Origin of the sequence: Exiguobacterium sp. s132 (assembly GCF_018617235.1) — a bacterium.
GTDB classification, from domain to species: Bacteria; Bacillota; Bacilli; order Exiguobacteriales; family Exiguobacteriaceae; genus Exiguobacterium; species Exiguobacterium profundum.
This window is the reverse complement of sequence record NZ_JACSJU010000001.1, coordinates 275,754-295,151: the sequence shown is the minus strand read 5'-3', so window position 1 is coordinate 295,151 and position 19,398 is coordinate 275,754. Positions and strand designations below refer to the sequence as shown.

14 protein-coding genes, 1 other RNA gene, 1 pseudogene and 1 other annotated feature are annotated in these 19,398 nt (G+C 49.4%); of the genes and pseudogenes, 4 read left to right on the top strand and 12 right to left on the bottom strand.

Going from position 1 to position 19,398, the window contains the following annotated elements:
• Nucleotides 1-6: 6 nt before the first annotated feature.
• From KNO78_RS01495 to KNO78_RS01485, 3 genes are all read right to left on the bottom strand, one after another.
• Entirely contained in the window at nucleotides 7-774 is a 768-nt protein-coding gene (locus tag KNO78_RS01495; RefSeq protein WP_159562006.1) for a tRNA threonylcarbamoyladenosine dehydratase, read from the bottom strand.
• Between the two features lie 96 nt (nucleotides 775-870).
• Nucleotides 871-1,057, bottom strand: a non-coding RNA gene (gene ssrS, locus KNO78_RS01490) — 6S RNA.
• Between the two features lie 74 nt (nucleotides 1,058-1,131).
• A complete protein-coding gene (locus KNO78_RS01485; RefSeq protein WP_214691121.1) occupies nucleotides 1,132-2,346 on the bottom strand; it encodes a DASH family cryptochrome in 1,215 nt (404 codons plus the stop codon).
• 342 nt (nucleotides 2,347-2,688) lie between these two features.
• Between KNO78_RS01485 and KNO78_RS01480 the strand changes: the two genes are divergently transcribed.
• Nucleotides 2,689-3,336 (top strand): YczE/YyaS/YitT family protein, encoded by a 648-nt coding sequence (locus KNO78_RS01480; RefSeq protein ID WP_374193971.1) that lies wholly within the window; start codon nucleotides 2,689-2,691, stop codon nucleotides 3,334-3,336.
• A 25-nt stretch (nucleotides 3,337-3,361) separates the two neighbouring features.
• Here KNO78_RS01480 and KNO78_RS01475 read toward each other — a convergent pair whose 3' ends face one another.
• A complete protein-coding gene (locus KNO78_RS01475; RefSeq protein ID WP_214691123.1) occupies nucleotides 3,362-4,402 on the bottom strand; it encodes an alcohol dehydrogenase family protein in 1,041 nt (346 codons plus the stop codon).
• Nucleotides 4,403-4,503: 101 nt separating this feature from the next.
• Nucleotides 4,504-6,216 carry an ABC transporter ATP-binding protein gene (locus KNO78_RS01470; RefSeq protein WP_214691124.1) on the bottom strand — a complete coding sequence of 571 codons (1,713 nt, stop codon included), beginning with the start codon at nucleotides 6,214-6,216 and terminating at the stop codon, nucleotides 4,504-4,506.
• Nucleotides 6,217-6,335: 119 nt separating this feature from the next.
• Here KNO78_RS01470 and KNO78_RS01465 point away from each other — a divergent pair, with 119 nt between their 5' ends.
• Together KNO78_RS01465 and KNO78_RS01460 are read left to right on the top strand one after the other, a co-directional pair.
• Nucleotides 6,336-6,686: an iron-sulfur cluster biosynthesis family protein gene (locus tag KNO78_RS01465; RefSeq protein WP_015881180.1), complete on the top strand. Its 351-nt coding sequence runs from the start codon at nucleotides 6,336-6,338 to the stop codon at nucleotides 6,684-6,686.
• Entirely contained in the window at nucleotides 6,659-6,880 is a 222-nt protein-coding gene (locus tag KNO78_RS01460; RefSeq protein ID WP_143180248.1) for a hypothetical protein, read from the top strand. Before KNO78_RS01465 ends, KNO78_RS01460 begins: the two co-directional genes overlap by 28 nt.
• Before the next feature lie 108 nt (nucleotides 6,881-6,988).
• Here the strand turns inward: KNO78_RS01460 and aspS are convergent, their stop codons facing one another.
• From aspS to secD, 7 genes and pseudogenes are all read right to left on the bottom strand, one after another.
• Entirely contained in the window at nucleotides 6,989-8,761 is a 1,773-nt protein-coding gene (gene aspS, locus KNO78_RS01455) for an aspartate--tRNA ligase (protein ID WP_214691125.1), read from the bottom strand.
• Complete coding sequence (gene hisS / locus KNO78_RS01450) at nucleotides 8,758-10,038, bottom strand: histidine--tRNA ligase (RefSeq protein ID WP_074037952.1); 1,281 nt, start codon at nucleotides 10,036-10,038, stop codon at nucleotides 8,758-8,760. The genes aspS and hisS overlap by 4 nt, the downstream gene beginning before the upstream one ends.
• Nucleotides 10,039-10,081: 43 nt before the next feature.
• Nucleotides 10,082-10,316, bottom strand: a binding site (T-box leader).
• Between the two features lie 38 nt (nucleotides 10,317-10,354).
• A complete protein-coding gene (gene dtd / locus KNO78_RS01445; protein WP_031421442.1) occupies nucleotides 10,355-10,798 on the bottom strand; it encodes a D-aminoacyl-tRNA deacylase in 444 nt (147 codons plus the stop codon).
• A 16-nt stretch (nucleotides 10,799-10,814) separates the two neighbouring features.
• Complete coding sequence (locus KNO78_RS01440) at nucleotides 10,815-13,004, bottom strand: RelA/SpoT family protein (protein WP_074037461.1); 2,190 nt, start codon at nucleotides 13,002-13,004, stop codon at nucleotides 10,815-10,817.
• 188 nt (nucleotides 13,005-13,192) lie between these two features.
• Entirely contained in the window at nucleotides 13,193-13,711 is a 519-nt protein-coding gene (locus KNO78_RS01435) for an adenine phosphoribosyltransferase (protein ID WP_074037462.1), read from the bottom strand.
• A gap of 1 nt (nucleotide 13,712) precedes the next feature.
• The gene (gene recJ, locus KNO78_RS01430; protein WP_214691126.1) at nucleotides 13,713-16,007 is read right to left on the bottom strand and encodes a single-stranded-DNA-specific exonuclease RecJ; all 2,295 of its coding nucleotides are present in this window, start codon (nucleotides 16,005-16,007) and stop codon (nucleotides 13,713-13,715) included.
• A gap of 99 nt (nucleotides 16,008-16,106) precedes the next feature.
• Nucleotides 16,107-18,324 (bottom strand): annotated as a pseudogene (secD, locus tag KNO78_RS15545) (protein translocase subunit SecD).
• A 211-nt stretch (nucleotides 18,325-18,535) separates the two neighbouring features.
• On the opposite strand from secD, the gene zupT reads away from it, so the two are divergent.
• Nucleotides 18,536-19,396 (top strand): zinc transporter ZupT, encoded by an 861-nt coding sequence (gene zupT / locus KNO78_RS01415; RefSeq protein ID WP_074037465.1) that lies wholly within the window; start codon nucleotides 18,536-18,538, stop codon nucleotides 19,394-19,396.
• The last annotated feature ends 2 nt before the right edge of the window (nucleotides 19,397-19,398 follow it).

Below are 19,398 nucleotides of genomic sequence, written 5' to 3'. Positions count from 1 at the left end.
GTCGTTTTATTTTTGGATGCGGTTGATTTCGACGCCCGCTTGTTCGAGCAAGTCATTGATGACGTATCCCGCAGCGACAAGTCCTGCAACCGATGGGACGAACGCGTTCGAGCTCGGTGGCATCTTCGCTTTACGGATCGGTGCATCTTTCTTCCCGACGACCTCGTTCACGTCCTCGCGTGTCACGATTGGAGATTCGTCCGAGAAGACGACCGGGACGCCTTTGTAGATTTTCTCTTTACGTAGACGAGTACGGACCATCTTCGCAATCGGGTCATATGACGTATCTTTAATGTCGACGACCTTGATGCGTGTCGGATCCATCTTATTCGCCATCCCCATGCTTGAGATGACCGGGATGCCGCGACGCTTACATTCTACGATTAAATGAATCTTATAGATGATCGTGTCTGACGCATCGATGACGTAGTCGATGTTTTGAGCGAAGAACTCTTCATATGTCTCTTCTGTATAGAACATCTTCAATTGGACGAGGTCTAAGTCCGGGTTGATGTCGAGGAGACGTTTCCCCATCGCTTCGACTTTCGGTTGACCGACCGTCGACAATAGTGCGTGGATTTGTCGGTTGACGTTCGTGATGTCGATATCATCTTTATCGACGAGGACGATGCGTCCGACGCCACTGCGCGCAAGTGCCTCGGCCGCAAATGAGCCGACACCGCCGACGCCTAAAATCGCGACCGTTTTATTCTTTAAAGCATCAAGGCCTTCAGAGCCGATGGCCAATTCATTTCGTGAAAACTGGTGTAGCATATTTCTTCCTCCAACTAATTCTATTTTCTCATACTATTTTACTCGGAATTATATTCAAAAAAAAGACGTCTCGCGACGTATTTACAAAAAAAATCGATGGGGCCCGGAGTGCCGTGACGATGCCTTGCTTTTGAACCTGCGTATGCAGGTGGGTGACCTAGCGTTTCCTTCACAAGTCCTCCTGCACGTGATGAGGCAGTTGATCTGGTTAGCAGTTCGGTCTCCCGTATTCAAAGTGTTGGCTCAAAATAACGAAGGCGGCTCTCGTACACCTCAGGTATCCCATCTGTTGATTTAACTATAGCGTTTCTGTAAAAAGAAGTCAATGAGAAACGCCGACTTCACGTGACAGTTTGGTCACAACCATTTGTTACGAAACGCACGGTCCGGGTCATACGTGAACTGTTGACGCTCGATGTTGAAACGGCGGTCGCGCGAGTCGTTCCCGACACCCGCCTGGTACGCCCAATTCCCCCAATTGCTCGCCACGTCGTAATCGATTAGTTTCGATTCAAAGTAGGAAGCCCCGTAACGCCAATCTTGTTTTAACTCTTTTGAAAAATAATTCGCCACGATTTGTCGCCCCCGATTGGACATCCATCCCGTCGCATTCAGTTCGCGCATAAACGCATCTACGAAATCAACACCCGTCTCTCCCTTTCGCCATTTTTCAATGACATCCGCCTCGACTCGCCAGTCTTTCCGTTTCGACCGGATGCCTTGTGATCGAAATAATTTTTTCCCTTGCTCGAGTGCGACCCATTGAAAGAACTCACGCCATAATAGTTCAAAGTACAGCCAGTACGTTGATTCATTTACCCCATGCGTTCGTTCATGTGCCTCGAGTTCAAAGAATACCCGTCGAGGTGATAACGAGCCGTTCGCTAAATAAGAAGATAGCTTCGTCGAGTCATCGATACCAAAACCATTTCTCGTTTCTTTGTACGTTCGAATCGGCACGGACAAATAGTCATTCAATCGACGCTTCGCTGCCAATTCGCCACCTTTGAACGGAAACGCCGTCCTCGGGTCTTGCTTTACTTCTTGAATCGAAAATGGGAACGTCACCTCGCGTGTGGCAGCCGTCGCCTTACGGGAAATCAGTTCTCGGGGACGTACATCATATTCGACCGCTTTTCGAAACTCCGTGAAGAGAAACGGCATTTTCTCAAACGGGATATGGCCCTCTTCAAATAACGTGAATCCACCGAACGTCTCGTACTCCCCTTTCCATTTTTTGATCACTTCATTTTCACGTCGGCGCTCATTGTATCCGACTGCCCGCTGAAACAAGAGACGGTCGGACGGGTCGAGCGTTTCGAGCGGATGACCGACGTGCACGTGAAATGAGATACCAAGTGCGTCGAGTGAACCGGCCACATCCTCTAATGACTCCTTCAAGAAATGAAGTCGCTCCTTCCCAAGTGGAATGACGCCATAACGATTTTCAACGAACTGATTCGGACTGATAAAAAAATGACCTTCGATCGGATCGTCATGGCGAAGTGCCTCTTCAAGCGGTAAATGATCATCAATACGTAAATCATTTTGGTACCATATGATTGTTTTCATCATTAGACCTCCTCCACCCTATAGTATGATGGGTTATAATCTTTGTCATGAAGACGGAATGTGCTCGAGATATGTTTTCAAAATCAAATTGTGTGGAATATATTCTTCTAGAAGAGAAAGGGGTGCAACATAATGGCTAAGAAAGGCAAAATGGGAACATTGATTAAAATCGCGACGGCGGTCGCACCGTTCGTCTACGATTACTATAAAAAGAACAAAGCAAAGAAATCACCGAAGAAATAACACTCACGTCTCAGCCAATAAGCTGAGACGTTTTTTTTATGTTTTTCAATCGCCTGTGCTAAGATAAATCAATCATTCTATTGAAACGAGGCGATGTTCGTGCACGTCCGATCTATCCACCTTTTACGCATTCTCTTCAAATGGGGTCTCTTCATGACCGGGTTGTTCTTACTCGCGCTCGGTTCATCTATCATGATCACGGCAAATCTCGGGGTTTCCACGTGGGACGTCCTTCATATCGGTATCGCTCACCATCTTCCGATTTCAATCGGGACGGTGATTTTATGCGTCGGTCTTTTACTCGTTCTATTTAAATACATACTCGACCGCATCCGTCCTCAGTTCGGAACTCTAGTAAACGCGGTGTTCGTTGGGGTGTTCATGAACGTGATATTAAATGAGCAATGGCTCCCTGTTTTCGAAGGGATGATTGTGAATATTGTTTGGCTCACATTCGGCATATTTGTGATGGGCATGGGAGCTGGTCTCTATGTCGCCGTCGGGTACGGTGCCGGTCCACGCGATGGATTGACGCTTGCCTTAGCAGACCGTTTCCAAACGTCCGTCCGTGCCATGAGGACTTGGATGGAACTGACCGCTTGTCTCATCGGTTGGGCACTCGGCGGACCACTTTTCTTCGGGACCGTCTTATCGATTTTCCTCATCGGTCCATTCTTCCAGTTTTGGCTAGAACGGTTCCGCCTGTTCATCGCCTATGTCGATCGTCTCAAAGTAAAAATCGCATGAAAAAGAGAGGAGATCTCCTCTCTTTTTATGTGTTCGGAATGAGCACAATCTTTCCGAACTTACCCGATTGTTTAAAATACGCCTGTGCCTCACGTGCCTCTTCAAGCGGGAACGTCCGGTCAATGACCGGTTTTAGCTTCCCTTCGGCGATCGAGCGCAACATCTCTGCGAATTCATATCGTGTCCCGAGAACAGACCCGTACATCGCGATATGTTTCAAGTACAGCGTCCGGAAGTCGAGATGGGTCGTCTGTCCTCCCGCCGAACCAGAGATACAGAACTTCCCTCCCTTTTTCAAGATGTTTAGAGATACATCAAATAGCGCATCTCCCACGACATCGAGGACCGCGTCGACCGGGCCACCGTTCGCAGCGATGATATCATCGGCGAGCGTCTCAGAACGATAGGAAAACACTTCGGTCGCCCCAAGCGCTTTTAACTCTTGCTCGTTTTTCAAATCACCGACGATAGCGAACACATTCGCCCCGAATACGTTCGCCGCAATTTGGATGTTGAGTGAGCCGACCCCGCCACTTGCCCCAGTGACGACAATCGTCTCACCGGAACGGATGTGTAACTGCTCGTTCATATGCCAAGCCGTGAGACCACTTACGGAAAAGACTGCACTCTCGACGAAATCATCAAGCGGCATGTCAAAACAAAGGTCAGCCGGCCATGATACATACTCCGCGTAGCCCCCGTCATACTCTGATCCAATAAAGGACATATCGTCCGACAAGTGTTCCTTCCGCTCAGGTCCGCTCGAGGTGAACGGGAATAAGACGACGTGTCGACCCATCATCCCTTGGTCGACCCCATCTCCGAGCTCGACGACTTCACCAGTGATGTCTGAACCGGGAATGCGTGGGAACTGGACGCCTTCCGGGCGCCATCCTGACTTCTCCCCAGCTCCATAAGCCCCTTCTCGCATCCATATTTCCGTATTGTTAATCGCGCAGGCGCGTACCTTGATCAGCACTTCTCCTGCTTTCGGAGACGGTTTCGGGATATCAACCACTTGGAGTTGGTCAACGTCCCCATATCCTACGACTTGTACAGCTTTCATGGTATTTTGCCTCCTTCGCTTTCGTTCATCCATAAGTATTTACCCACGAAATGCTGTTATCACGCCAAAAAAGGGCCGCCCTTTATCAGGCAGCCCTCGATTTATAGTTGTTGACGTTGTAACAGGTTCGTGAAGACGCCACCTTTTTGACTGAGTTCTTCGTGCGTTCCATCTTCTACGATTCCTTCTGCCGTCACGACAAGAATCCGGTCGGCATTCCTTACAGTCGCTAAACGGTGCGCGATGATGAGCGTCGTTCGATTTGCTGCCAGTTCATTTAATGAATCCTGAATGATGGCCTCGGTCTCCGTATCGAGCGCCGAGGTCGCCTCATCGAGTATTAAAATCGGCGGATTTTTCAAAAACATACGCGCAATGGCGATGCGTTGTTTCTGACCTCCGGAGAGTTTTAGTCCACGCTCTCCGATTTGTGTATCAAGACCGTGCTCGAGCTCTTCGACGAGCGTGCCGAGATGTGCTTTTTCCACCGCATGCATGATCTCTGCATCGGTCGCATCCAGTTTCCCGTAAGCAATGTTCTCCCGTAGCGTACCCGCAAATAAGAAGACATCTTGTTGCACAATTCCGATTTGACGACGTAAACTCTCTTTCGTCATCTTCCGGATATCCATGCCGTCAATCGAGATGGCACCCTTTGTGACGTCATAAAAACGCGGAATGAGTGAACAGATGGTTGTCTTTCCAGCCCCGCTCGTCCCGACTAAGGCAACAGTCGTCCCTGCCTCGATCGACAAATCAATATCTGTCAACACTTGGCGGTAGTCTGAATAGCCGAATGAGACGTCGTCGAAGACGATATCACCTGTCAACGTTTCGACCTCGGTCGCATCCGCTCGGTTCTCAATGTCCGGCTCTTCATCAAGCAACTGCGTGAATCGTTTGAACCCTGCCATCCCTTTCGGATACATCTCGAGGAGCGCCGTGATCTTTTCAATCGGCTTAATGAGTAAATTCATGTACAAGATGAAGCCGACGAGTTGTCCGTACGATAACTGTCCTTCATACGTCAAGTACGCCCCGTATACAAGGACGAGCAACGTCATAAGACGCGTCGTGATATAAATACCTGCGAGTGACGTACTCATGACACGATACGCTTCAATCTTCGAGCCGCGATAGAAGTTGTTGTCTTTTTGGAAACGCCCGATTTCGAACGCCTCGTTCGTAAACGATTGGACGACGCGTGCCCCGGACACACTGTCCTCGACGCGCGCGTTCACTTCCCCGATATTCGTGTACATCTTTTGCCACGCCTTGTTCATGTTCTTATTCGCATACGTGATCATGATGATGAGGAACGGTACTGCGACAACGGTGACGAGTGCGAGTTCAGGGTCGATCGAGAACATGATCCCGAACGCACCGAGTAACGTCATGATGGCGATAAAGAAGTCTTCCGGCCCATGGTGCGCCACTTCCCCGATATCGAACAAGTCGTTCGTGACCCGGCTCATCAAATGGCCGGTCTTATGATTGTCAAAGAAGCGGAACGACTGTTTATGGATATGCGTGAACAACTCTTCTCGCATGTCCGTCTCGATGTTGATGCCGAGCTTATGTCCCCAGTAGTTAACGACGTACTGCATCATCATGGCCAATATGTATAGAATCAACAGGCCGATGCTGACGATGATAATCCAGTTCCATTCCCCACCCGGCAACAAGTCGTCGATGAACCATTGAACGGCAAGCGGAAATCCAAGTTCAAGCAGTCCGACGAGAATTGCGAATGAAAAATCGAGTAGGAATAACTTTTTATGTGGTCGATAATAACTAAAAAAACGTGAAATCATTCTCTCTTCCCCCTTCTCTTCATTAAGTGTACGCTTTTTTCCGAAAGGTGGAAAACAGGATGCATCCCTTTTTCATTCTTTTTTCAAACGGCGTATAATAAAAGTAAGGAGTGATACACATGCATGTACACATTACAGATCGTGCCCTCGAACGAATCGAGTCATTGAAAGGCGAACGCGAAGGACAGATGCACCTCTTTTACGAGACAGAAGGTTGTGGTTGTGGGAACAGCGGAATCTTTGAGATTCGATACGTAACCGAGACGACTCCGGAAGACGTTGAAATCGAATCAAACATCGGACCAATCTTAATCAAAAACTGGACAAAAGTGTTTTTAGATGAACAGATGAAAATCGATTTCCTCGAAGACCGTCGTACGCTCGTCTTGAAGAGTGACGGCCAAGTGTTCAATTCGAATCTACTCGTGACGGACGGCACAGGATGTCAGTTGAACGTTCCGAGCCGATGAAACAGACACTGAAACAACATCCGAGACTCCTCATTCTCTTTTTCGTGAGTTTCGGTCTCGGACTACTTGGAATCTATCTGGCGTTTATCGATTCGGTATATACGATGTCCGCAGTCATCGCCTCGCTGTTTGCGTTTGGTTTCGCGTTGCAGCGAACAGCGAAATATATGCAGCGAGAAGAGGATAAACGTTAACAAGAGGATGTGTTCCAATTAAATATCTACCATCTCGTGTTGAATCCAAAATCCGTTTCACACATACAAAAAACGAGGATTGCCATGGCAACCCTCGTTTTTTTATGCTTATTTTTTCTCTTTTATTGCCGTACGAATCGATAACTCTTCGAGTTGCGCGTCCGCGACAGGGCTCGGTGCTTGCGTCAAGAGACAGCTTGCCGAAGCCGTTTTCGGGAAGGCGATTGTGTCGCGAAGGTTCGAACGACCTGCAAGAATCATGACGAGACGGTCGAGACCGAGTGCGATTCCCGCATGTGGCGGTGTACCGTATTCGAACGCTTCAAGCAAGAAGCCGAACTGTTCAACCGCTTCTTCTTGTGTGAAACCAAGCAATTTGAACATGCGCTCTTGAATGTCACGCTCATAAATACGTTGTGAACCGCCACCGAGTTCGTAACCGTTCAAGACGAGGTCATACGCAACCGCGCGTACACTTGCCGGATCTGTCTCGAGAAGATGGAGGTCTTCACGGTTTGGCATCGTGAACGGATGGTGGTTCGCATAGAAGCGACCGTCTTCTTCTTCAAACGTTACGAGTGGGAAGTCCGTTACCCAAAGGAAGTTGAACTTCGATTCGTCGATGAGACCAAGTTCGTGACCGAGCTTGACGCGGAGTGCGCCAAGGCTGTCTGCAACGACAGTTGGTTTCGATGCGACGAAGAGAAGAAGGTCACCTGCTTCTGCATCTGTGGCTTCAATTAGCTTCTGTGCGTATGTCTCATCAAAGAACTTCGCGATTGGACCGTTCAAGCCTTCCGCTGTCACTTTGAGCCATGCGAGACCTTTCGCACCGTACACCGCCGTGAACTCTTGAAGCTTGTCGATGTCTTTACGTGAGAAGTTGTCCGCCTCACCTTTGACGTTGATCGCCTTGACTTGCCCGTTTGATTCGAGTGCTGCATCGAACACTTTAAAGCCAGCACCTTTCACAGTGTCTGCCACGTCGATGAGTTCGAGACCGAAGCGCGTGTCCGGCTTATCCGAACCAAAACGACGCATCGCTTCCGCGTGTGTCATCCGCTCGAACTTCGCTGGTGTGTCCGTACGACCGAGCGTCGATTCCATGACTTGTCCCATCATCGATTCCATCATCGCCATCAAGTCTTCGATGTCCATGAAGCTCGTTTCGATGTCGACTTGTGTGAATTCAGGTTGACGGTCTGCACGAAGGTCCTCGTCACGGAAGCAGCGTGCGATTTGGAAGTAACGGTCAAATCCTGCGACCATGAGCAACTGTTTGAAGAGCTGTGGTGATTGTGGAAGTGCATAGAACTCACCACCGTGGACACGGCTCGGTACGAGATAGTCACGTGCGCCTTCTGGCGTCGACTTCGTCAAAATCGGTGTTTCGACTTCAAGGAACTCTTGCTCCGTCAAGAAGTTACGAATCGTGTTCGACGTTTTCGAGCGGAGACGGAACGTCTCTTGGAGCGCCGGACGACGAAGGTCGAGGTAACGGTATTTGAGACGCAGGTCTTCTGAAACGTTTTCCGCTTCGTCACCGATTGGGATTGGTGTCATCTTCGCAGCGTTTAAGATGTTGATCTCTGAAGCGATGACTTCGATATTTCCTGTCGGCATGTTCGGGTTCTTGTTCTCACGCTCGAGAACCGTCCCTTTCACGTCGAGGACGAACTCACTACGAATCGTCTCCGCGAGTTGGTGGACCGCTTCGTTCTCTGGGCGAACGACGACTTGGACGATCCCTGTGCGGTCACGAAGATCGATGAAGATGAGACCTCCGAGGTCACGACGTTTTTGTACCCATCCTTTTAATTGTACTTCCTGGCCGATGAGTGACTCTGTCACGCGGCCGTTCATATGTGTGCGTCCGATCATTGTCCTGCTCCTTCCGATAGTTCACGAATTTTGTCTGCAACGGCCGAGAGTGGCACGTCGACTTGTTCACCAGTCGTCATATCTTTCAAGGCGGCTGACCCTCGTTCGACTTCGTCATCCCCTAAGATGACTGTGAACTTGGCTTTCAGACGGTCCGCCTGTTTGAATTGTCCTTTGAACTTGCGTCCTTGGTAATCACGGTCTGCTTTGAACCCTTCCATGCGGAGGAGTTGTAGGAGGCGTGTCGCCGTCAATTCGACTTCTTTTCCGCCTTGGGCGACGATGAAGACATCAAGTCCTGTCTCGAGTTCAGGTAGGACTCCTTCATTCTCCAATGCGAGGATGAGACGCTCCAACCCGATTCCAAAACCGATTCCCGGCATGTCCGGTCCGCCGATATCTTGTACGAGACCGTTATAGCGTCCGCCGCCACAAAGCGTCGTGATGGCTCCGAATCCTTCTGCCTCAGACATGATTTCAAACGCAGTGTGCGTGTAGTAATCGAGTCCACGGACGAGCGTCGGGTCGACTTCATAGGCGACACCAAGTGCGTCAAGTTGTGCGAGCACTTGGTCGAAATAGGCCTTCGACTCTTCGTTCAAATATTCAAGAATCGACGGGGCCGTCTTCATCGACGGGTGATCGCGGTCGACCTTACAATCCAAGATGCGAAGCGGATTCTTATACAGGCGTGACTGACAGTCTTGGCAAAGTTCGCCTGCCACCGGCTCAAAGTGACGGATGAGCGCATCGCGGTGGGCATTGCGGCTTTCCGCGTCCCCAAGCGAGTTGACGACGACTTTGATTTTCTGAAGTCCGAACGACTTGTAAATCGAATAGGCGAGGCTGATGACCTCAGCGTCAACGGCCGGGTCACTACTACCGATTGCTTCGACACCGTATTGGTGAAGCTGACGGAAGCGACCTTTTTGTGGACGCTCGTAGCGGAACATTGGTCCCATGTAGTAGAGCTTGGTCGGCTGGTCCGGATTTCCGAACAGTTTGTTCGTCACGAACGCACGAACGACAGATGCCGTTCCTTCTGGGCGAAGCGTGTACTCGTCTTTCCCTTTCTTCACGAGCGTGAACATCTCTTTTTGGACGATGTCCGTCGTTTCCCCGACACTGCGTGTGAACAGGTTCGTCGTTTCAAAGATTGGTGTGCGGATTTCTTTATAGTTATAACGGGCGCTCATGTCGCGAAGCTTTTCTTCGACATATTGCCACGTCTCGACCGTGCCCGGAAGCAGGTCTTGTGTACCGCGTGGTGCTTTCATCATCACATTTCCCTCCTTAAAAATACAAAAAGGCCCTCGTCCGCAAAGGGACGAGAGCCTGTGTCAGTTTCCCGTGGTACCACCCTCGTTGCAGAGCCATCACTTGAAACTCTGCCACTCGAAATCGGTTAACGCCCGATGAAACGGCTCCCCCTACTCGCTTTCAAGGGAGCACCTCCAAAGTGTCGTTCGGGTCATCATCCAGTCGATGCTTTCAGCCAAGGCATCGCTCTCTTTGCTGGTGGGTTGACCGTACTCTTCTTTATCGTAGGTGTTTGACTATATGCTTCATGATGCCGAATCAAGCCGGCATCTGTCAAGCGTTTTTTTCGAGCATGAGTGTGACCGGTCCGTCATTGACGAGGGCGACGTCCATCATCGCTCCGAAGCGTCCCGTCTCTACGACGAGCCCATTCGACCGGAGTCGCTCATTGAATTTTTCATAAAGCGTCTCGGCCATATCCGGTTTTGCGGCCTTTGTAAAAGCAGGTCGCCGCCCTTTCATCGTGTCTCCATATAAAGTGAACTGAGAGACAGATAAAATTTGTCCGGACACGTCTTGAATCGATAAGTTCATCTTTTCTTGATCGTCCTCGAAGACGCGAAGTCCGGTCACCTTGTCGGCGAGCCAGTTCACTTCCTCTTCTGTATCTTCATGTGTCACACCGACGAGAAGCAAGTACCCGGCGTTGATTGCCCCGACGACTTCTTCCTCGACTGTGACCGATGCTTCTTTCACTCGTTGCAATAATACACGCACGTTCCTCTTCCTTTCGTCACGTCATCATGACTCGGCTGACCGAATACACGTCTGAGATTTGTTTGATGCGCTCGACGACTTTCTGCAAATGGTTCACGTTCGGAATCGAGATGGTCATCGAGATGCGGGCCTGTTTGTTTTGGTCGCCCCGACCACTGACGGCCACGATATTCGTATTCGTCGCCGATACTGCTTGAAGGACGTCGTTTAAGAGACCTGAGCGATCATATCCTGTGATTTCGATGTCGACGTTATAGTTCTTCTCTTTCGCTTGTCCGACTTCCCATTCGACGTCAAGGAGACGCTCTGGGTGTTGTTCGTTGACAATGTTCAAGCAGTCTTTCCGGTGAATTGAGACACCGCGTCCACGGGTAATGTATCCGACGATTTCATCCCCCGGTACCGGGTTACAACAACGGCTCATGCGAACGAGCATGTTGTCGATGCCTTTGACCGTCACGCCCGCTTCCGTCGTTTTCTTCTTCGGTGCCTGACTGACTTTCAATTCGCTGATGGCTTCCGACAGTTCGAGTTTCGGTTCTTTCCGCTGCTTCTCCGTCAACTTATGTGCGACTTGTGCGGCAGTGATGCCTTGATAACCGACAGCGGCGTACATCTCTTCCTCGTTCCCGAAGTTGAACTTCTCGACGACGATACTGAGTGCAGGTTCATCGATAATCTCTTTCGGTTCAAAACCAAGTTTCTTAATTTCTGCTTCGACGAGATCTTTCCCTTTTTCAACGTTTTCTTCACGTTGCTGACGTTTGAACCATTGACGAATCTTGTTCTTCGCCTGGCTTGAAACTGCAAGCTTCAACCAATCCTTACTCGGTCCGTAACTATGCTTCGACGTGATGATTTCGATGATGTCACCAGTCTCAAGTTTGTAGTCAAGCGGTACCATCCGCCCGTTCACTTTCGCACCCGTCATCCGGTGCCCGATCTCCGTATGAATCCGGTACGCATAGTCAATCGGGACTGAGCCCTTCGGCAACTCGAATACGTCTCCTTTCGGTGTGAAGACGTACAGCATGTCGCTAAAGAAATCGACTTTGAGGGATTCCATGAATTCCTCGGCATCCGTCGTATCCTTTTGAAGCTCAAGAATCTCACGAAGATGGGCGATCTTCTCGTCGAATCCGTTCGTCGAGACGTTTTTCCCTTCTTTATACGCCCAGTGTGCCGCAATCCCGAACTCAGCGATGAAATGCATGTCTTTCGTCCGAATTTGGACTTCGAGCGGCTCACCTTTCGGTCCAATCACTGTCGTATGGAGCGACTGATACATGTTCGGCTTCGGCATAGCGATATAATCTTTGAAACGTCCCGGCATCGGCTTGTACTGGGTGTGGATGATTCCGAGCACGGCATAACAATCACGAATCGAATCGACGATAATGCGGACCGCCATCAAATCGTAAATTTCATTGAACTCTTTTTTATGCTTCACCATCTTGTTATATATAGAATAGATGTGCTTCGGTCGACCGTTCACGTCGGCATCGATATGCACTTCCTCAAGAACCCCGTTCACTTCCGTGATGACAGAGGTGACGAGTGCTTCCCGTTCCGTCCGTTTCTGTTTCATCATCGAGACGATCTTATAGTATTGCTGCGGGTTGATATAACGTAACGAAATATCCTCGAGCTCCCATTTGATTGTCGAAATCCCCATCCGGTGTGCGAGAGGCGCAAAGATTTCAAGCGTTTCTTCCGCTTTTTGGACTTGTTTCTCTTTCGGCATATGCTGCAGTGTCCGCATATTGTGGAGCCGGTCCGCAAGTTTGATCAAGATCACGCGCACGTCTTCTGCCATGGCGATAATCATCTTCCGGTGGTTTTCAGCAAGTTCTTCTTTTTTCGATTTATATTTAATCTTACCAAGTTTCGTGACGCCATCGACGAGCATGGCCACGTCTGGACCAAAATCGTCCGTCAATTGCTGTAACGAAACATCCGTATCTTCGACAACATCATGCAAGAGCGCTCCAATAATCGTTGTGGCGTCTAAGCCGATATCAACGAGAATGCCGGCCACTTGGACCGGATGGAGAATATAGGGCTCGCCCGAACGTCGGAACTGACCGGTATGATGAAGTTTTGCGTATTCGTAAGCGCGTTTCACTTCGGCTATATCGTCGTCACCCATATACTCCCCGAGCGCGTCGAGAAGATCCTCAATACTTACGATTTGTTTTTTGGTCATAACATTCGACACCCTTTTTCTAACCGCTCCAATCGCCTCGGATTCGTCGCAGCATGGTAGTAGTTTGTATTCAAGATTCTGTGATTTTTATAACCATTATCGAAAAAATCTGACGACCTGTCAAAGGTTGTAGGTTATTTTCCTTAAAAACTATTCAAAAACGGGAAGCATATCGCTTCCCGTTCAAATTAGTCTTCGTAGCGGATGAGTGAGAACACGTCGTATCCTTCAAGACGCTCACGTCCACCAAGTCCGTCGAGTTCGATCAAGAACCCGATTCCTGCCACAACACCACCGAGTTGTTCAATCATTTTAATCGTTGCTTCAATCGTACCACCTGTTGCGAGCAAGTCATCCAAGATGACGACTTGTTGTCCAGGTTTGATTGAATCTTTGTGCATCGTTAAAATGTCCGTTCCATACTCAAGACCGTATGAAACTCGTACTGTCTCACGTGGTAACTTTCCTTCTTTACGTACTGGTACAAACCCGAGTTCGAGCGCATACGCTGCCGGGCAACCGACGACGAATCCGCGTGCTTCCGGACCAGCGATCAACTCCGCTCCACGTTCACGTGCATAAACGACGAGCTCATCTACTGCTTTCTTGTAGACTTCGCCATCTTGCATGAGTGACGTGATATCTTTGAAGCTGATTCCTTCCTTCGGATAATCTGCTACTTCTTTAATATGCTGTTTGAAATCCATTTTATGTGTATGCCTCCTGCATCTTGTTCGATCGCAACGATTGTAACCGCTCTTTGAGCTCCGCCAATGACGCGTATACGAAACGCTCTTCGAGTTGTTGGCGCCCAATCCGGCGTTGATAGCACGGCGCCTCGGTCAAATCGCGTTTCGGTGCTTCTGGATTGACTCCAGGCAGTCCGTCTTCCATTGTAACAAGAAATTCGAGTTCAGAGAATACTTGATGCATAAATTGAATCGTATTTTTTGACCATTTTCGCTCTTTTGACAGACGAATCAGGTTTTCACGAAGATTTTTCCGTTCGCATGTTGCCATATGGACATAATACGTTCGGAAATCCTCACGGGACGGAAGACGTTCAAAGAACGAGTCTCCTTGACCGAAGGCACAATAAATACGTTCAATCCCCTCATGAAGTTTTTCTGCGAGCACCTCTTCATCGTCCGGAAGATCGAGCAGAACGACGAAACGGTTGAGCGGTTCATCTCCTTCATGGAGTGGAAAATCTTCGTTCGTCCCTTGGAAAGATAAAAATGACGTCTGTTCTTTCGGCAAATCTTTCAACTCTTGCATTGATTTTTTCTTCCCACGATAGTCAAACACTTGGAAGTCATCGACCCGTAAATCTTGAATCATGAGCTGCGGTTTACGCATTCCGTTCCATTCGTTGACTTGAAGACTTCCCATCACCGAGATATGAGCCATCTTTGAAATCTCTGAAACGACGTGCCCGAATCCAAATCCGATGCCATCGAGCTCACGCTTGTCACCAGCGAGCTGTACTTTCAAATGCGTGGCATCCCGTCCGATTTGGCGAATATCTCGCAGTTTCGCATCTGCGACGACGACACGAGGGGATGGATTCCCCATACCAAACGGCGCGAGCTTTCCGATTTCTGAGATCAAGTCGAGCGAGACGTCGTTGACGGAGAGTTTCAAGTCGACGTTCACCCGTGGCACAAACACGTCATCAGGGATAGAATCCGCTTGACGGTTCAGCCGCTCTCGTAGTTCGGCGACATGTTCCGACTGAAGGGTCATCCCGGCGGCAGCGGGGTGCCCACCAAAGTGTGGCAAAATATCTTCATTCTTCGAAAGTTCCTTGAAGAGATCAAACCCATCAATCGAACGACCCGATCCTTTCGCCTTACCCGTCTCAGGGTCATGGCAAAGGAGGATGACTGGACGATAGTACGCCTCGACGAGACGAGATGCGACAATCCCGACAACTCCAGGATTCCACTTCTCACTTGCCACGACGAGTACACGGTCCTCGGTCATCGATGCTTCGACGAGTTCTTTCGCTTCAGCAGCGATCGTCTTGACGATGTCTTGACGTTCTTTGTTTTGCTTATCGAGCTGTTTTGCGAGCTCGAGCGCTTCCTCGACATGTTCAGCCAGGAGCATTTGTAATGCCGGCATCGCTGAATCGAGTCGACCTGCGGCATTGATGCGTGGACCGAACGCGAAACCGACCGACTCTTCGTTCAATACGCTGTCACCGAGACCACATACTTCACGTAATGCTAGAATACCTGGACGTTTTGAAGCCTCGAGCGCGACAATCCCCTTCTTCGCGAGCAATCGATTCTCTCCGTCGAGTGGGACGAGGTCGGCAATCGTTCCGAGGACGGCCAAATCAAGGAGTTCTTCCGGCATTCTCCCTAAAACGGCGTGCGCCACTTTGAGAGCGACTCCCGCACCGGCGAGTTTATCGTATGGATATCCCGGGTCGATATGTGGATGAATGATTGCATAGGCGTCCGGCAATGTCTCTTTCGGCTCGTGGTGGTCCGTGATGATCAAATCGACGCCAAGGTCTTTTAAGAGTGTGGCTTCTTCAATCCCAGAAATTCCACAGTCCACCGTGACGACCAAGGTGAATCCTTCGTTCGCTGCCCACTGGAACGCTTCTTTGTTCGGTCCATAACCTTCAGTGAAACGGTTCGGGATATAACACTCGGCCATGACGCCAATTTCTGTCAACGCATGCCACATGACAGATGAGGCACTGACCCCGTCGACATCATAGTCACCATAGATGAGCACCATTTCCCCATCGTCTGCTGCCCGTTTGATGCGGGTGACGACTTTCTCCATCTGTTCAAACAAATACGGGTCATGAAAGACGAGTTCATCCTCGGCATACAAGAATGCCTTGGCCGCTTCTACGTCTTGATGACCACGCTGAACGAGCAACGTCGCCAGTTGTGCTGATATATTTAATTCGTTTTGTAAACGCGTGACGTCGTCCGGATTTGTTTCCGGATAGAGCCACTGTTTTTTCGAATGGTACATGTCCTTCACTCCAATCAATTGTAGATTATAGCAGACCGCGTGAAAGATGTGCCGTCTTGACATTTGAAAAGGTCTCCCGATTGAAGGGAGACCCACTTGTTACGCCTCTGTGACCGGCGTATCTTTTTTCTTGTTGATTGTCGTACGTTTGATGAGGAGCCATAAATACGATGCAATGAAGATCGAAGAATACATCCCCATGAAAAGTCCGACGATGAGCGCGAGCGAGAAGCTACGAATCGACTCTGCCCCGAATACATACAATGCAATCGCTGTAACGAGTACCGTGATGACCGTATTCACGGACCGTACGATTGTCTCTTGAATCGACTTGTTAATGATTGACTCATAGACGTCCATCGACTTGATTTTTCGTTCCTTTTCATACGACGTGATGTTCTCGCGGACCCGGTCGAACGTTACGATTGTATCGTTGACCGAGTAACCGATGATGGTCAAGATCGCGGCGATAAAGTACAAGTTGACCTCGATCCCAAAGAGCGAGAACGCGACAATCATGAAGAAGGCATCGTGTAACATCGCGATAACAGTTGCAAGTGCATATGAGAATTGGAAACGCACCGTGATGTAGAGAATAATCCCGATCGACGCGACGGCTACCGCATACAAAGCATTTTTCGCCAAGTCACGACCGACTTGAGCCGAGACGGTGCTGATGTTCGGGTCGTTCCCGAATTGTTCAGTGAACGCCGTCTTGACGTTCGCGACTTCCTCTTGTCCCAATTGGCCAACGAACGTCACGTATGCCAAGCGACCTTCATTTGCATATTGGACGCTTGAAATCTCTTGGTCAACTCCGGCATCGTTAAACGCTTTCGTGAATTCTTCTTGCGACACACGTTCTTCCGTTAGTACTTCGACCCGCGTCCCTGAAGCAAAATCGATTCCGAGGTTCAACCCACGGAAGAACAAGAGACCGATTCCGAGAACGACGATTGCCGTCGAAACCAAGAACATCGTGCGCATATGTTTCACGTAATTCCATTCAGTAAGCTTAAAGTTCACGGATTTCACTCTCCTTCACACCAAACCATCCTTTGCGTTTGTCGAACAGACGACTTGAGACAAGGAGGTGCATCAAATAACGTGAGATGAATACGTTCGAGATGAACGTCATCCCGATTGAGATCATGAGCATGACAGCAAATCCCTTGACCGAGCTTTGTCCGAAATAGAACAAGACCGCAGCCGAGATGAGCGTCGTCAAGTTGGCATCGATGATCGTACTGAGGGAACGACGGTTACCTGCACGGAATGCCGATAAGACCGATTTTCCAGAGCGGAGTTCGTCTTTGATTCGTTCCGCGGTAATGATGTTCGCATCGACTGCCATACCGACCCCGAGGACGAGTGCTGCAATCCCTGGAAGCGTCAATACCGCATTGATTCCGTTAAAGAACAACATGATCAAGTTGATGTACAGAACAAGCGTGATGATCGATACGAGTCCTGGGAGACGATAGAAGAACAACATGAAGAGGAATACGGCGATGATTCCGATTGTTGCGGCAAATACCGTTTCTTCTAAAGCATCTTGACCGAACTGGGCCGACACGGATGTCGAGTAAATCTCATCTAGTTTGACCGGGAGCGCCCCTGCGTTCAAGATGTCCGCAAGGCGTTGACCGCTTTCCGCGTCAATTCCACCACCTGAGATGATGGCTTTATCCGATAAGATCGGACTCGTTACCGAAGCATCTGACACAATTTTCGAGTTCTCTTTTTGAACTTCTTCCTCATATGTGTCGCCCTCTTCATAGTCGAGCCAGATGACCAGACGGTTCTCAGGAGCTGGACGTTGTGCAATCTCAGATGTCACTTCACCAAACTTGTCGGCCGATTGGAGTGTCAGCTCAACGACCGGTTGTCCTTGTTGGTTGTAGCTGAGCGCTGCCCCACGCGGCGCCAAGTCTTTCCCATCGAGCAAGACGTTGTCGTTCACGTCACGGAATGTCAATTGTGCCGTTGACGAGAGAACCTCGCGCGCTTCGTTTTGGTTCGATACGCCCGCGAGCTGGACACGGATGCGATTGTTTTCTTCGATTCGAACGTCCGGTTCGGAAACTCCGAGGACGTTGATTCGGTTATTGATGGCGCGAACGGTTGCATTCATCGCCGACTCGTCGATGACGTCGCCGTCTTCGAGCGGTTGTACTTCATACAAAACTTCGAATCCACCTTTTAAGTCGAGTCCGAGGTTCGTGTTCTTGACGACCCATGGCGTCGTGAACACTGCGAGCAGGATTGTCGCAATCATGATGATCGCAAAAATCGCAATGTTGCCTTTTTTGTACATACGACTATTTCCTTTCTAAACCACTGTTCTTGATAAAAACTTCTCTCGTTAACATTACAAATTTTCTAAACATTTATCAATCATTTTCCTAAAATTGTAACGACCTTCACGAATTGTCCGACCGAGTTTGCATGTAAGACTAAATGTTGCACATGGGCAAAACTTCATGTATGATGTAGCTAACATCAAAACATCAAAGGAGTCTTTCCATATGGACAGCACAGTTATTTATGCCTTTCTCCTTACTCTATTCGCCGGTCTAGCTACCGGAATCGGGAGTATGATCGCATTCTTTGCGAAACGGACGAACACGGCATTCCTCTCCATCTCGCTTGGATTTTCCGGAGGCGTCATGATTTACGTGTCGTTCATCGAGATTTTCCCGAAAGCGCTCGAGGAACTCGTCGGCGCACACGGAGAATATACGGGTACAATCTACACCGTCCTCGCATTCTTCGGTGGGATGTTCTTGATTGGCATGATCGATAAGTTCATTCCGAAAATGGAGAATCCACACGAAGTCAAGTTTGTCGAGTCGATGCAGAATGACCCGACAACACATGAACTCGCAACGACGACGACAAATGAAGCGGCTCCAATCAATCATCCAGAGGTACAAAATCGACTTAAAAAAATGGGGATTTTCATGGCACTCGCCATCGGGATTCACAACTTCCCAGAAGGACTTGCGACGTTCGTCTCGGCACTAGATGACCCGGCCGTCGGCTTAGCTATCGCCATCGCCATCGCCCTACACAACATTCCGGAAGGGATTGCCGTCTCCGTCCCGATTTATTATGCGACGGGCTCACGGAAGAAGGCGTTCAAGCTTTCGATGTTGTCAGGGCTTGCCGAGCCAGCTGGAGCGGCCATCGGATTCTTGTTACTCATGCCGTTCTTGAGCGACACCGTCTTCGGACTCTTGTTCGCGGCGGTCGGTGGCATCATGGTCTTCATCTCGCTTGACGAATTGCTCCCTGCCGCCCGTGAATACGGACACGCCCATCATTCAATGTATGGAATGGTTGCTGGTATGATCGTCATGGCGACAAGTCTAATCCTATTAATGTAACG

Bases quoted from the DNA above. Each gene is read 5' to 3' on its own strand.
- aspS (WP_214691125.1), bottom strand. From the start codon at position 8,761: ATGATCGGACGCACACATATGAACGGCCGCGTGACAGAGTCACTCATC.
- hisS (WP_074037952.1), bottom strand. From the start codon at position 10,038: ATGAAAGCACCACGCGGTACACAAGACCTGCTTCCGGGCACGGTCGAG.
- KNO78_RS01465 (WP_015881180.1), top strand. From the start codon at position 6,336: ATGCATGTACACATTACAGATCGTGCCCTCGAACGAATCGAGTCATTG.
- zupT (WP_074037465.1), top strand. From the start codon at position 18,536: ATGGACAGCACAGTTATTTATGCCTTTCTCCTTACTCTATTCGCCGGT.
- KNO78_RS01435 (WP_074037462.1), bottom strand. From the start codon at position 13,711: ATGGATTTCAAACAGCATATTAAAGAAGTAGCAGATTATCCGAAGGAA.
- KNO78_RS01475 (WP_214691123.1), bottom strand. From the start codon at position 4,402: ATGAAAGCTGTACAAGTCGTAGGATATGGGGACGTTGACCAACTCCAA.
- KNO78_RS01495 (WP_159562006.1), bottom strand. From the start codon at position 774: ATGCTACACCAGTTTTCACGAAATGAATTGGCCATCGGCTCTGAAGGC.
- KNO78_RS01470 (WP_214691124.1), bottom strand. From the start codon at position 6,216: ATGATTTCACGTTTTTTTAGTTATTATCGACCACATAAAAAGTTATTC.
- KNO78_RS01440 (WP_074037461.1), bottom strand. From the start codon at position 13,004: ATGACCAAAAAACAAATCGTAAGTATTGAGGATCTTCTCGACGCGCTC.
- KNO78_RS01485 (WP_214691121.1), bottom strand. From the start codon at position 2,346: ATGAAAACAATCATATGGTACCAAAATGATTTACGTATTGATGATCAT.
- KNO78_RS01460 (WP_143180248.1), top strand. From the start codon at position 6,659: ATGTCAGTTGAACGTTCCGAGCCGATGAAACAGACACTGAAACAACAT.
- recJ (WP_214691126.1), bottom strand. From the start codon at position 16,007: ATGTACCATTCGAAAAAACAGTGGCTCTATCCGGAAACAAATCCGGAC.